General features: G+C 69.0%; 8 protein-coding genes. All 8 read right to left on the reverse strand.

What is annotated here, in order from left to right:
- Positions 1-19: 19 nt before the first annotated feature.
- The 8 genes from BS329_RS14105 to BS329_RS14140 all read right to left on the reverse strand — a co-directional run bounded on the left by BS329_RS14105 (position 20) and on the right by BS329_RS14140 (position 13,993).
- Positions 20-1,189 (reverse strand): glycosyltransferase, encoded by a 1,170-nt coding sequence (locus BS329_RS14105; protein ID WP_076160561.1) that lies wholly within the window; start codon positions 1,187-1,189, stop codon positions 20-22.
- Positions 1,190-1,214: 25 nt separating this feature from the next.
- A complete protein-coding gene (locus BS329_RS14110; RefSeq protein ID WP_076160564.1) occupies positions 1,215-2,690 on the reverse strand; it encodes a tryptophan 7-halogenase in 1,476 nt (491 codons plus the stop codon).
- Positions 2,691-2,752: 62 nt separating this feature from the next.
- Entirely contained in the window at positions 2,753-3,985 is a 1,233-nt protein-coding gene (locus BS329_RS14115; protein ID WP_076160566.1) for a cytochrome P450, read from the reverse strand.
- Positions 3,986-4,327: 342 nt separating this feature from the next.
- Positions 4,328-5,365, reverse strand: a complete 1,038-nt coding sequence (gene aroF / locus BS329_RS14120; RefSeq protein WP_076160568.1) for a 3-deoxy-7-phosphoheptulonate synthase — start codon at positions 5,363-5,365, stop codon at positions 4,328-4,330.
- Between the two features lie 29 nt (positions 5,366-5,394).
- Complete coding sequence (locus tag BS329_RS14125; RefSeq protein WP_076160571.1) at positions 5,395-6,591, reverse strand: cytochrome P450; 1,197 nt, start codon at positions 6,589-6,591, stop codon at positions 5,395-5,397.
- A 144-nt stretch (positions 6,592-6,735) separates the two neighbouring features.
- On the reverse strand, positions 6,736-7,911 hold the full coding sequence (locus BS329_RS14130) for a cytochrome P450 (RefSeq protein WP_076160574.1): 1,176 nt from the start codon (positions 7,909-7,911) through the stop codon (positions 6,736-6,738).
- Between the two features lie 290 nt (positions 7,912-8,201).
- On the reverse strand, positions 8,202-8,411 hold the full coding sequence (locus BS329_RS14135) for an MbtH family protein (RefSeq protein WP_076160577.1): 210 nt from the start codon (positions 8,409-8,411) through the stop codon (positions 8,202-8,204).
- Positions 8,408-13,993 carry a non-ribosomal peptide synthetase gene (locus BS329_RS14140; protein ID WP_076160579.1) on the reverse strand — a complete coding sequence of 1,862 codons (5,586 nt, stop codon included), beginning with the start codon at positions 13,991-13,993 and terminating at the stop codon, positions 8,408-8,410. The genes BS329_RS14135 and BS329_RS14140 overlap by 4 nt, the downstream gene beginning before the upstream one ends.
- Between the last annotated feature and the right edge of the window lie 18 nt (positions 13,994-14,011).

Raw genomic sequence — 14,011 nt, forward strand, 5'->3', positions numbered from 1 at the left:
GCCCTCGGTTCAGTAGGGTTCACACGGAAACGGACGGCCTTTCCCGGCTGACCGCGTCGAACAGCAATTCCGCGGCGACCGAGGTCCCGTCGGTACGGATCGCGTCGGCCACCTCCTTCGCCCGCGCACGGGTTTCCGGCGACAAAGCCTCCTCGAGCGCCGCCGACAAGGACTCGAACGTCGGAGTCGGGCCATCGAGTGCCGCACCGATACCGAGGTCCGCCACCCGGCCCGCGTAGTACACCTGCTCGATGATGTGGCGTACCACGATCTGAGGGGCGCCCGCCCGCGTGGCCACGTGCGTCGTGCCCGCGCCATCGTGGTGGATGGTGGCGGCCACCCGGCCGAACAACGCTTGAAGGTTCACCTCGCCGACGGCGAAGCAGTCGTCCCCGTCATCGGGCAGGTCCAGCTCGGCCCAGCCACGCGAAAGAAGTACCCGGCGGCCCTGTGCGCGGATCGCCTCGATGGCCACCCTGTCGGCGTCGGCGGTTTTGAGCGAGCTGCCGAAACCGACGTACACCGGTGCCGGCCCGGCGTCCAGGAACGCCTCCAGCTCGGCCGGAAGGGGCCGGTCGTCGGGCAGGATCCACGCGCCGGTCTGCACCGCCTCCTCGCCCGGCCGCAGCGGGGCAAGGGTCGGATCCGCCGCCAGCCACGGCCGATCGGTGTAGCCGTAGTCGAAAAGGTTCTTCACCGGCGGCAGGCCGATCAAGGCCCGCTGACCGTTGACCGCGCCACCGGCGAACCGGTCGGCACCCTCGTTGTACTGGGCCCGCCGTGCCGGAGTGTGCGCCGTCGGCAGATGGTCCGGGCAGAGAACGGTGTAGAAGTAGGGGATGCCCAGCTTCTCGGCCACCGACCGGGCGGCGACCGCGGTGGGTAGCAAACCGGTCGCCAGCACCACGTCACATCCCTCGGCGGCCTCCGGAAGCCGGTCGAACTGCTCGGCGATCACCTCGGCCGCGACCTCGGGCGCCCCGGGCGGCAGGACTCCCGGCTCGCGTGCCCCCGCGCGCACCGGCCGTCCTATGGGCACCATCGGCACCCCGACGGCGGCGCACCGCTCCACGTAATCCGGCGGTGCGCACACCCGCACCTCCGCACCGAGTTCCCGCAACCGCACGGCCAAGGCCACCAGCGGTTCGACATCGCCGCGTGATCCACAGCCCGAAATCAGCACACGCATGTGCGTCCCCTCTCCGCTAGGCCACTCAAGCCGGGTGGTACGGCAGCCACTTCATCCCGTCGGGCGAGGCCACCAGCCCGCCGGGGAACAGCGGCATCTCCGGTTCGGCGTCCTCACCGAGGATCGCCTTCATCTGCACCTGGCCCGCTTCCTGCATGGCCTGCTTGACCACGTGTGACTTGAACATCGGCACCATGTTGTCCCCGTCGCCGCTCGCCATCTGATCCACGGCCGCGGCGAATTCGGCACTGCGCTCGGCGATCCGGTCGGCGGCCGTCAGCGCCGTCTCACCGGAGGACACGCCACCGATCAACTCGACGAACGACTCGATGTCGGTGTTCTCGTTTTTCGTGACCTTCTTGGCCTGCCAGAAATACGATTCCTCGTTCACGTTCATCTGATAGAACGACATGAGGAATTCGTAGAACACGCCGTATTCGCGGCGATAGCGCGCCTCGTACTCGGTCAGCACGGTCTTCTCGTCCAGGTCGCCCGCGAGGACGCTGTTGATCGACCGGGCCGCCAGCAGCGCGCTGTAGGTCGCCAGGTGCACACCGGAGGAGAACACCGGGTCCACGAAACACGCGGCGTCACCGACCAGGACCATTCCCGGCCGCCAGAAAGTCGTCTGCTGGTACGAATAATCCTTGCGGACCCGCAACTCCCCGTACTGGCCGGTCGTCACCCTGGTCGCGTTCGACAGGTACTCCGAGATCAACGGGCACTCGCCGATCAGGTCCATGAGCGCCTTCTCGCGGTCGCCCTGGATCTTGTCGGCGTCCTCCCGGCGCACCACCGCGCCGACACTGGTCAGCGTGTCGCTCAGCGGGATGTACCAGAACCAGCCGCTGTCGAAGGCCACGCTCAGGATGTTGCCCGAGACCGGCGCGGGCAGCCGCTTACCGCCCTCGAAATATCCGAACAGCGCCAGACTGCGGAAGAACTCCGAATAGTTCCGCGTACCGCCGACCTTGGAATACAGCCTGCTCTTGTTGCCCGACGCGTCGATCACGAAGCGCGCCGACACCTCACGCTCGTTGCCGTCGGGATCGGTGTACCGCAGCCCGGTCACGCGCTCGCCGTCTTCCACCACGTCGTCGACCGAGCACCCCTCGCGTACGACGACGCCCTTGCTCTTGGCGTTGGTCAACAGGATCTGGTCGAACTTCGCCCGCTCGACCTGATAGGCGTGCGACGTCGAGCCGGTCATCTTGGCCGAGATGCCGAAGTGGAACGTCCACGGCTCCGGGCGGGCACCCCAGCGGAACGTGCCGCCACGCTTGATCGGGAATCCGGCGTTGGCCAGTTCGTCCGCGACGCCGAGAATCCGGCACACCCCGTGCACCGTGGCGGGCAGCAGCGACTCACCGATCTGATAGCGGGGAAAGACCTCTTTCTCCAGCAGCAGGACCCGGTGCCCCTGCATGGCCACCAAGGTGGCGACGGTCGAGCCGCCAGGCCCGCCACCGGCCACCACCACATCGAACTCTTCCGCCGACATATCCCACCATTCCTCGTTCGAGTGTCAATTCGCTGTGGTCGTTGAACTTGGCCTGTGGTCCGCTACCAGGTGACCGGCAACCGGTCCGGGCAATCGACGAAAGCGTTGCGGTGCTTGATCTCCTCGATGGGCACCGTCAGGCGCAGCCCGGGGAACCGGCGCCACAGGGTCTGATAGGACATCCGCAGCATCACCTTCGCCACCGCCGCGCCGATGCAGTAATGGATTCCGTGCCCGAAACCGACGTCCGAAATCGGCGGACGGGTCGCGTCGAGGACGTTGGGATTCGGCGTCAGCGCTTCGTCCCGATTGGCCATGAGAATCGAGCACAAGACATAGTCCCCGGCTTTGATCAGCTGCCCGTCGACGACGACGTCCTTCACCGCCATCCGGGGATTCGGCTGCTGCACGGGCGACAGGTAACGCACCAGTTCGGTGACCACCCGATCGGCCTCCTCGCGACCGGCGAGGAGCATTTCGATCTGCCCGGGATTGCCGAGGAGCGCGAGAACCCCGAAACCGATCATCCCGGCGACGGTCTCGACACCACCGAGGATCAGCGCCGTGCACAGGCCTTTGAGTTCCTCGTCCGTGACATTGTCCCCGTGCTCTCGCACGAGCATGCCGATGAACCCGTCGTCGGGATCCTTCCGCTGCCGGGTGATGAGGCCGGTCAGGTACCGGTTGAACGCCGCGCTGTCGTTCGCCCGCTCCTTGAACCCGCGGTTGAAATCGACGTTCCGCCTGATCCGGCGGATGAACTCGTGCCGGTCGTCACGCGGGATGCCGAGCAGTTCGCACAGGACACCCCCGCCCACCGGATCGGCGAACAACCCCTGGAGATCCGCGGACGGTCCCTCCGCCTCCATCTCTTCGAGCCGCTCGTCGATAAGGCCCTGGATCGCGGGCTCCAAACGCCGGATCCGCCGGACGGTGAATTCCGGCGTCAGCATTTTCCGCAGACGGGTGTGCTCGGGCGGATCATAAGTCGAAATCTGCCCGACGAATTGGGACGCCACGTGATTCCCTTTTCCGGTCACCGATTCCGACTGGGTCAGCCGGGGCCGCGTCGTGAAGTTCTCGTGATCACCAAGGATCTTTCGCACCACGTCGTAGCCCATCGCCTGCCAGACGAAGTCGACGCCCAGCTGAGTGCTCGCTTCCCCGACCGTCCGGAACAACGGGCCGTGCGCCCTGAGTTCGAACATGTCCTCATGCGGGTCGCAAAGCGTTCTCATCATGTAGTTCTCGGTCGGTTCCACGACCGGCGCGACCTCATCGACAACGTGGTCCATATCGAGCTGAAGCTCCTTCACTGACCAGGAGTGGCGTTCTGAGAACGACACCGGATGGACGCCGGCGCGACCGGCCCGGGCACTCTGGCGACCCAATTCCACCCGCAATCAGAGAGCAGGTCCAGCACCGCACATGGACAACGGGAGGCCTTCGGGGACTGGACGGCGCGGTGCCGATAACCGGCCCCGGATCTCGAGGATTTCTAGTGTGTCGCGTGATCCTGCGGGTCTTACGCGTGACTGAACGGAGAACACGCGTGACTGAACGGCGATCACGCGTGACGGGAGGGAGAACACGCGCGTTCCGGCGGGAGGCGTGTGTGTTCGGCGCCGGGCAGGCGATCACGCCACGAGGCTCGCTCCCGCGGTGAGGTGGCGGCCGAGCAGGGGCGGGAACTCACGGACGGCCCGGCCCAGCTCGGCGAGGTCGTCGGCGACGAGCGCTTGGGGGCCGTCGCACAGCGCCTCTTCCGGGGTGGGATGCACGTCGATGATCAGGCCGTCCGCGTCCGCCGCCATCGCCGCGCGGGACAACGGCAGCACCAGTTCGCGCTGTCCGCCGGAATGCGACGGGTCGATGATCACCGGCAGGTGGGTCAGCCCCTGCGCGACCGGGACCGCGGAGACGTCGAGGGTGTTGCGGGTGGCCGTTTCGAACGTCCGGATACCCCGTTCGCAGAGCACGATGTCGAGGTTGCCCCGCTGGGCGATGTACTCGGCGGCCATCAACCACTCTTCGATCGTGGCGTTCATGCCCCGTTTGAGCATCACCGGCTTGCCGCAGTCGCCGACCGCTTGCAGGAGCGCGAAGTTCTGCATGTTCCGCGTGCCGACCTGGAGCATGTCCGCGTACTCGGTCACGAGGGACACGTCGTGCGCGCTGACCACCTCGGTGACCACGGGCATCCCCGTCGTCTCCCGGACGTCGGCCAGGATGCGCAGGCCGTCCTCGCCGAGCCCTTGGAAGGCGTACGGCGAAGTCCGCGGCTTGTAGGCGCCGCCACGCAGCAGGGACGCGCCCGCCTGCTGCGCCATTCGTGCGGCGGCGAGGGTCTGCCGCGGCGTCTCGACCGCGCACGGGCCCGCGATCAAGGTCATCGTGCCGGGGCCGATGGGCACCCCCGCGACGCGGACCACCGAACGCGCCGGATGGTTCTCACGGCTCACCAGTTTGTAGGGCACCGAGACGCGCAGCACGTCGGCGACCCCGGGTTTGCCGAGCAGGCCGAGCGTCTCGAACCGTTCGATGTCACCGACCAGCCCGATGATCGTCCGGCTGACCCCCCGGCTGACGGACGCCGTGCCGCCCGCTCTCTCCACCACCGAGACGAGCGCGTCGATCTCGTGCGCCGAGGCGCCGGGCGCCATCACGATCACCATTTGTGTCTCCCTCGGAAAAGGCGAACCGGTCACCAAGCGACCATCAGGCTGGTCAAGCCATACGCGGGGGTGGTCAGGCGGAACTCTGTTTCCTGGTCGGGATCCGCGAGCCGCAACGCGGGGAAACGCCGCCACAGTGCGGTATAGACCGCTCGCAGTTCGAGGCGGGCCAGCGCGGCTCCCAGGCAATGGTGGATGCCGTGCCCGAACGCGACATGGGCAATGGGCTCACGCGTGACGTCGAGACGATCGACGTCCGGTCGCAGCGCGGGGTCACGGTTCGCCGCCGGGAGCGAGCAGATGACCGACTCCCCTGCCTTGATCACCTTGTCCGCGATGGTGACGTCCTCCATCGCGGTCCGGGGTGTCGGCGCATACGGGACCGTCAGGTAGCGGAGCAATTCGTCGACAGCCCGGTCCGCCGACTGATCGTCGCCGCGCAACGCGGCGATCTGCTCGGGGTGCCGCAGCAGCGCCAGCACACCGAGCCCGATCATGCCGGAGATGTTGTCGTCACCCGCCAGGATCACCTGCACGCAGAAACCTCTCAGCTCCTCGTCGGTGACCGCGTCGCCGTGTGCGGCGACGATCGACCCGAACAGCCCCTCGCCGGGGTCCTTCCGTTCCCTGGCGATCATGGCCAGCAGGTAGCGGGAGAACGCCTCGCCGACGGCCGCCCGTTTCCGCTGGCTCAGCGAGGCGTCGAGATGCCGGTGACACAGCTGCATGAACATGGCGCGGTCGTCACGGGGCACCCCGATCAGCTCGCACAGCACGGCTCCCGGCACCTCGTCGGCGACCAGCTCGATCAGATCGGCGGGGGATCCCTCCTGCTCCATGGCATCGAGCCGGTCCGCCACGATCTGGTCGATGTACGGCCCCATCCGCCGCATCCGGCGCAGGGTGAACGCCGGGGTCACCAGCTGCCGGAGCCGGGTGTGCTCCGGCGGGTCGTAGTCCATCAGGTTGCCGACCAGTTCCCGCGGCCGGAAGACGCCCTTCCCGCCGATCTCGTCACGCGGGTCCCAGCGGCGCCGGGTGCTGAACTTCTTGTGATCGCCGAGCACCTGCCGGACGACGGCGTGCCCGGTGGCCATCCAGGCGGACTCGGCGTCCGCGCCGGAGCCGACGGTGACCTTGGTCAAGGTGCCGGCCGACAGCAGTTCGTCCGCCGGATCCAGACCCTGCCGTCGAATGTGGAGCGGGAGCGGATTGTCGGCGCTCACGGGGTATCTCCTCTGTGACGGGTCTCTTGAGGGGAAGGGCAAAGGTGACATGTCGCGAAAGCCACTTTCGCGACGTCTGATGTCCCGAAAGTGGCTTTCGCGACATGAGCACGGGTCCAGGCTGATCGCCACTCACGACCACCGCTACCAATCGAGCAACAGGGCTTCCACGTCGAACGGCGGGTGACCCAGTTTGATCTCGCGGTCCGGTTCGGCCAGCTTCAGCGTGGGAAAGCGGTGGGTCAGCGCCGGAATCGCCGTCCGGAACACCAGTTCGGCCAGCGGCCTGCCGAGGCAGTGGTGGATGCCGTGCCCGAAGGCGACGTGCGCCGGCCTCGCCCTGGTGATGTCGAACCGGTCCTCCGGGCCGGGGAAGTGCTGGCGGTTCGCGGCCAGCAAGGAGCAGGTGACGGTGTCGCCTTCCTTGATGACGCAATCACCGATGCGCACGTCCTCCATCGCGATCCGCGGGGTGAGCTTCTCGTCGGTGGTGAGATAGCGGACGACCTCGTCGAGCCAATCCGGGACGGCTTCCGGGGTGTCCCGGAGCACCGCGAACTGGTCGGCGTTCTCGGCCATCAGCCAGGCACCCGCCGCGAGGAAACGAGCCATCTGGTCCCCGCCCGCGCCCATGATGAACGCGGCCACCCCTTTCAGTTCGGCGTCGGTGATCTCGTCGCCGTTCTCCTGCACCACGACACCGAACATGTCGTCACCGGGATCGCGGCGGGTGCGAGCCACGACCTGTTCGATGTAGGTCATGTACTTGTTCCCCGCCGCCACGCGCTTCTTGCCGGACTTCTCGGCCCGGCTGGCGTGGAGGGCGCGCGACAGATCCGCCTGGTCGTCGCGGGGGATGCCGAGGAAGTCGCACGTCACCGTCGTCGCGACGGCCCACCCGAAGTGCGGCACGAAGTCCACCGGGCCGCCGATGGCCTCGATGTCGTCCAGCGCCGACTCGATGACCTGCTCGATCCGCGACCGGAACTTCTCCATCCGCCGGACGGCGAACGGGGAAACCACCATCCGGCGCAGGCGCGTGTGCTCCGGCGGGTCGTACTGGGTGAGGAAACCGGGCCAGGTGAACCCGGCCGCGGTCCCACCCCAGAGCAGCTTGGCGCTGAACTTGTCCGAACCGAGAACCTGCCGGATCTCCTCGTAGCCGGTGACGAGCCACGCGGTCCGCGGTTCGGGACAATCCTCGACACCCAAGATGGACATGGGGCCTTCGCTCATCAGGGTGCGGAGCTGCGATCCCGGGTCGAACCGGGTCCTCCGGTGGATCTCCGTACCGCGGATGACGTTGATCTCCTCGAACACTGCTGGTCCTTTCCCCCCATCCAGCCGGTTGAGGCGGAATGGATGTTTCGGTGCCTGTTGGCGGAGCTGCGACGTGCCTCGCGAAAGGGACCTGACGCGTGAACCCGCCCCGGCCGAAGGCCCGCGATCGCGGTGGCAGGGCGCCTTGTCGTCAACGTGAGTTGGTTCGGACCAGGTCGCGCCCTGCCGACGCGATCCGCGGCCGCGGGTTCACGAACAGACACTCAGGTCGGTCGGACGAGAGTCGGGGCTCGTCCAACCGTCCACCTTGAGCGGCTGGACGCCTCCGGTCAGGCGCCGGCTTCCCGGATGAGGCTCTTGGGCCGGAGGTCGGTCCAGTTCTCCTCGACGTAGGCGAGGCATTCCTGGCGGCCGGCCTCGCCGTGGACGCGGGTCCAGCCCGCGGGCACCTCGGCGAAGGTCGGCCAGAGGGAATGCTGGCCTTCGTCGTTGACCAGCACGAAAAAGGAACCGTCTTCGTTGTCGAACGGATTGCTCATCGCTGTGTCCTTTCACGGTCCGGCCGGGGCCGGAGTTTCTCGGCGACGATGGCCCCGATCTGGGCCAACGCCGCGGGCTGCACCATCTCGTAGTGGTCGGAGGGGATCTCGTGGGATTCGACGGTGCCGCTGGTGTAGTCCTTCCAGCTGTCCCGCGCGTAGTCCACGGGCATGTGCGCGGGACGGTCCACCGCGGCGATGAAGAGCAGGACGTCGCTGGCGAAGCTCTGGGAAGCGGTGTGCCGCGGCCCGACCTCCCAGAGGTTCCGCATGACCGCCTTCAACCGCGATCGGGCGCCTTCGCCCTCCACCACTTCACCGGCGAGTTCCAATTCCCGCTGCTTCCGTTTCCCGAAAGCCTCTTCGTCGGCTGCGGCGCCGGTCGACTTCTTCCCCATATAGGTGGGATAGGCGTCGAGCAGGGCGAGCAGACCGACCTCCTCCCCCGCCGCCTCGATCGCCACGGCCATCGCCTGGGCGATCCTCCCGCCGAGGGACCAGCCAAGGAAGTGGTACGGCCCGGACGGTTGGACGGCGCGGATCTGTTCGAGGTAGTCGGCCGCCATCTCCTCGACGCTGGAGGGCAGGGCTTCGGTACGGGCCAGGCCGCGCGCCTGCACTCCGTAGACCGGCTGATTCAACGGCAGGTGGTTCAGCAACGGGCCGTAGTTCCAGCTCAATCCGCCGCTCGCGTGGAAGCAGAACAGCGGCGGACGGTCACCTCCCGCTCGCAGCGGCAGCAGGATCTCGTAGTCGCCCATCCGCACCAGGGCGTTCGACCGCCGCCGCTCGCCGACGACGAGCAAGGTCTTGGCGGAGGTCTTGCGGGCACGCAAACCGGTGGGCAGCATGCGGTGCCCCGGCTCCCCGAACGGACAGGGCACGGTCGGCTGGTCGGTCTCCCCCTCGTCGACGCCCTGGCCGGTGACGTAGAGATCGCCGACGGCGCCGGGAGCGACGGGACGCAGGTCGCCGTCGAGCAGGAGCGCGCCGAGCGGGCCGTTCCCGGCCAGCTCGGCGAGCACCGGCGGGACCTCCCCGGACCACCGCGCCGGGGCGATGGGCGGACGGGAGCGTTCGGTGTCGTCCAGGAAGAGGTCCAGGTCGCTGATCCGCCGTCCGGGATCCTCCGCCACCTGTTCCATGACGCGGACCAGCCGCCGGGCGACCGACTCGGCCGTGTCCTGGTCGAACAGGTCGACGGCGTAGTGGAGGGAGCCCGCGATGCCGTCGTCGGCGTCCTCGTCGTCATGGCACTCGGCGAGACGGAACGCGAGATCCAGCTCGATGGCCTCGAGTCCGCCGGGTTCGACGCTGGTGCGCAGGGCGGGCAGTTCCGTCGCGTCCCACGTGCCGATCTCCTCGTCCCGCACCTCCAGTCCCACCTGGAACACGGGGTGGCGCGACAGCGAGGCAGGCAGGTCCAGCAGCTCGGCGATCCGCTCGAACGGCAGGTCCAGGTGCTGGTTCGCGCCCGTGTCGGCCTCCTGCACCCGGGCGACGACCTCCAGGAAGGTCGGATCGCCCGAGACGTCCGTGCGCAGGGCGAGCGGGCGGCCGAACTGGCCGATCATCGGCTCGAGGTCGATGAAGTCGTCGTCCCGCGGCAGGGTCGTGCCGATCACCAGGTCTTCACCGGCGCCGTATTTGGCCAGGAGCATGACGAGCGCGGCGTGCACCGTCTGCCGCGCGTCCGCGCCGAGCCGCTCCACCGCCGCGGTCAGCCGGGCGTGGGAGGCGGCGTCCAGCCGCAGTGGGACCGAACCGGCCCGCCGCGACGGGACGGCCGGTCGCGGGCGGTCGAACGGAAGCACCGTCTCCCCGTCGATACCGGCCAGGTTGTCCCGCCAGAAGACGACCTGCTCGTTGACCAGGCTGCCCGGCTCCTGCTCGTCCGCGAGAAGCCGCTGCTCCCAGATCGCGTAGTCGGCGAACTGCAGGGCCAGGGGCGCCCGCTCCGGGACCCGGCCCGAACGCCGGGCGCCGTACGCGGCGGCCAGGTCACGGAAGAACACGTCGATCGAGTCGTCGTCGGCGAGGATGCGGTGCGCCTTCAGGTGCAGCACGTGTTCCTTTTCGGACAGTGCGAAAAGGTCACAGCGCCACGGCACCTCCTTGGTGAGATCGAAGAGTCGTTCGCGCCGCTCGGCCAGCGCCCCGGCGAGGTCCTCCTCGGTGACCGTGATCGGGGTCAGCTCGACCGTCAGTGCGTCGTGGATGTGCTGATGGACGCTCTGCCCGTGGCCGGGGAAACTCGTCCGGAAGATCTCGTGCCTCGCCGCGACGTCGCCGAGCGCCGCCGCCAGCGCGGGCACGTCCAGCTTGCCTCGCAACCGCAGCGCGACCGAGACGTACTGGTCGGCGGTCTCCTCGCCGGGACTGGCCAGCAGCCAGGCGCGGAGCTGCCGGGCGGTGAGGGGCACCCGGTCTCCTCGCGTGGCGGCCACCAGCGCGGGGCGTGATTTCGCGGCGAGCACCCTGGCGACCCCCGCGGGCGTCGGCGAGGTGAACAGCTGCCGGACGGGCAGATCCGCGCCGAGTTCTTCCCGGATCCGCGCGATGAGCCGCATGGCCAGCGCCGAACTCCCGCCGAGGTCGTGGAAGGCGGCGTCGACCCCCACCTGGTCGACGCCGAGGATCTCCGCGAAGAGCGCGCACAGCACCTTCTCGGTTTCGCTCTGCGGTGCCTTCTCCGACGAACGTCCCGCGAGATCGGGGGCGGGCAGTGCCCGGCGATCCACCTTGCCGTTGGGGGTGACCGGCAGACCGGGCAGGACGACGATCGCCAGCGGGACCATGTACGAGGGCAGGACCAGGCCGAGCTGCCGCCGGATCTCGTCCGCTCCCGCGTCACCGCCGTCGGAGACGACGTAACCCACCAGGCGCTTTTCACCGGGCTGGTCCTCCCGCGCCAAGACGACGGCCTCGACCACGCCCGGCTGGGCCGCCAGCACGGCTTCGACCTCGCCCAGTTCGACCCGGTAGCCGCGGATCTTCACCTGCTCGTCGGTGCGCCCGAGGAACACGACCTCGCCGTCGCGGGTCCAGCGGGCGAGGTCCCCGGTGCGGTACATGCGTTCACCGGGGAGGAACGGGCACGCCACGAACCGCTCGGCCGTCAGATCCGGTTTGGCGAGGTAGCCGCGGGCCAGGCCCGTGCCCGCGATGTACAGCTCGCCCGCCACCCCCGGCGTGACCGGTCGCAGGAAGGCGTCGAGGAGGTAGATCTTGCGGTTCGCCATCGGATGGCCGATCGGCAGCTCCCGGCCGACCACGTCACCGGGCTCGATCGGGAGCCACGTCGCGCACAGGGTGGTCTCGGTCGGCCCGTAGGTGTTCCGCACCCGCAGGGCGGGCTGGGCCCGGCGCAGATTCTCCACGGACTGCGCGGGAACCATGTCCCCGCCGGTCCCGATCTCGACAAGGCCCGTGAAGCACTCCGGGGAAGTTTCCGCCAGTGCGCGGAAGGTACCGGCGGTGAGGTGGACGGCGGTCGCGCCCCGTTCGACGGCCTGCCGGACCCCGCCCGCGTCCAGCACTCCCGGCTCGGTGAGCAGGACCCGGCCACCCGTGACGAGCGGGACCCACATCGCGTAGAGCGAGGGGTCGAAGACGTGCGTCGCGTGCATCAGCACACCGTCGTCGGGACCGAGCTGCCAGCCCTCGTCGCCTGCCAGACCGGCCACCGCCCCGTGCGGGATGGCCACGCCCTTCGGGATGCCGGTGGATCCGGAGGTGTACATGACGTACGCGAGATCGTCGGCGCTCGGCTGGAACCCCGGCGCCGTGGCGGCACCGGCCTCGACGGCCGCCCGCGTCTCCGGCGCGTCGAGGACGATCGCGTCCCCCGGCACGACGCCACGGGTGGCCTGAGTGCAGAGGACGGTCGAGATCTCGGAGTCGGTGAGGATGAACGCGATCCGCTCGGCCGGGTACTCGACGTCCACCGGGACGTACGCGGCGCCCGCCTTCCAGATCGCCAGGAACGTGACCAGCAGTTCCGGGGACCGGTCCATGGCCACCCCGACGCGGTCGCCTCGGCCGACGCCGCGACCGGTGAGGTAGCGGGCCAGCCGGTTCGACGCCTGGTCGAGGGCGGCGTAGGTCAGGTTCTCGCCGTGGGCATCGGTGATCGCCACCGCGTCCGGCGCCACGGCCACCCGCCGCCCGAACAGTTCGATCACGGACTTCCCCGGCACCGGGCCCGCGGTCGCGTTGAAGTCGTCCACCACCAAGGCGCGCTCGGTCTCACTCAGCAGCGTCAGCCCGCCGACGAGGACGTCGGGCTCGGTGACCAGCCGCTCCAGCACCCGCGCCAGCGCGCCCACGACCGATTCGGCGGCGGTGTGGTCGAACAGGCCACGGTCGTAGTCGAGGATGAGCGGCATCCGCTCGCCGGGCCCGGTGATCAGGGTGAACGGATAGTGCGAGGAGTTGCGTCCCCGCTTCACCGGGCGCAGGGCGAGGCGGCCGTCCGGCTCCTCGCCGAGTCCCTGGCGGGGGAAGTTCTCGTAGATGACGAGCGTGTCGAAGACCGCCCCGGGTCCGGCGACGGCCAGCACGTCCTGAAGACCGAGGTGCTGGTGAGCCATCAGCGTCGACTGGCGGCTTTGCAGATCGGTGAACAGGTCGACGGCCCGCCGCGCGCCGTCGAGCCGGACGCGGACCGGCAGGGTGTTGAGCAGCTGGCCGACCATCGATTCCACACCGGCCAGATCGGCGGGACGCCCCGAGGCGGTCGCGCCGAACACCACGTCGGTGCGGCCGGCGAGTTGCGAGAGCACGACACCCCACGCGCCCTGCACGACGGTGTTCAGGGTGAGACCGTTGCCGCGCGCCAGCCGGGCGAGGCCGTCGGTCAGCTCGGTGGACAGCTCGACCACCGCCGTGTGGATCTCCGGCACGCGGGCCGGATCGGCGGGGACAACGGTGGTGGGGGTGTCCAGTCCGGCGAGTTCGTCCCGCCAGGCTGTCCGGGCCGCTTCCTTGTCCTGCCGTCCCAGCCAGGCGAGATAGTCCCGATAGGACACGGTGGGCGGAAGCCCGGACGCGTCACCGCCCGCCGCGTAGATCTCGGCCAGCTCGCGGTGGATGATCGGCATCGACCAGCCGTCGGTCAGCACGTGATGAAGGGTGTGCACGAGCCGGTGGCGCTCCGGGCCCAGCCGGACCAGGTGCAGTTTCATCAGCGGCGCCGTCTCGATGCTCAGCCGCTGGGCTACCTCTTCAGCGGCCAGCCGGTCCACCTCGCCGTCGGCGATGTCCTCCGGCAGCCCGGAGAGATCCGTTTCGCGCCAAGGGATCTCGGCGTCGCGGGAGATGACCTGCACCATCTGCGCGCCGCTGACATAGCGGAAACAGGCCCGCAGCGCGGCATGCCGATCGACGAGCGCCTGCCACGACGCCTTCAGTCGCCCGGCGTCCAGCGGGCCGTCGATGCCGTAGACGGTCTGCACGGTGTAGGTGTCCGGCCCGTCCTTGTCGAGGACGGTGTGGAAGAGCATCCCTTCTTGCAGCGGCGAGAGAGGCCAGACGTCCTCGACGCTGGAGCGGGGCTTCGCGCGAGTGTCGTCAACGGTCACGATCTGCTCCTTATAGCG

The organism is Amycolatopsis coloradensis, from assembly GCF_001953865.1.
Taxonomy (GTDB): domain Bacteria; phylum Actinomycetota; class Actinomycetes; order Mycobacteriales; family Pseudonocardiaceae; genus Amycolatopsis; species Amycolatopsis coloradensis.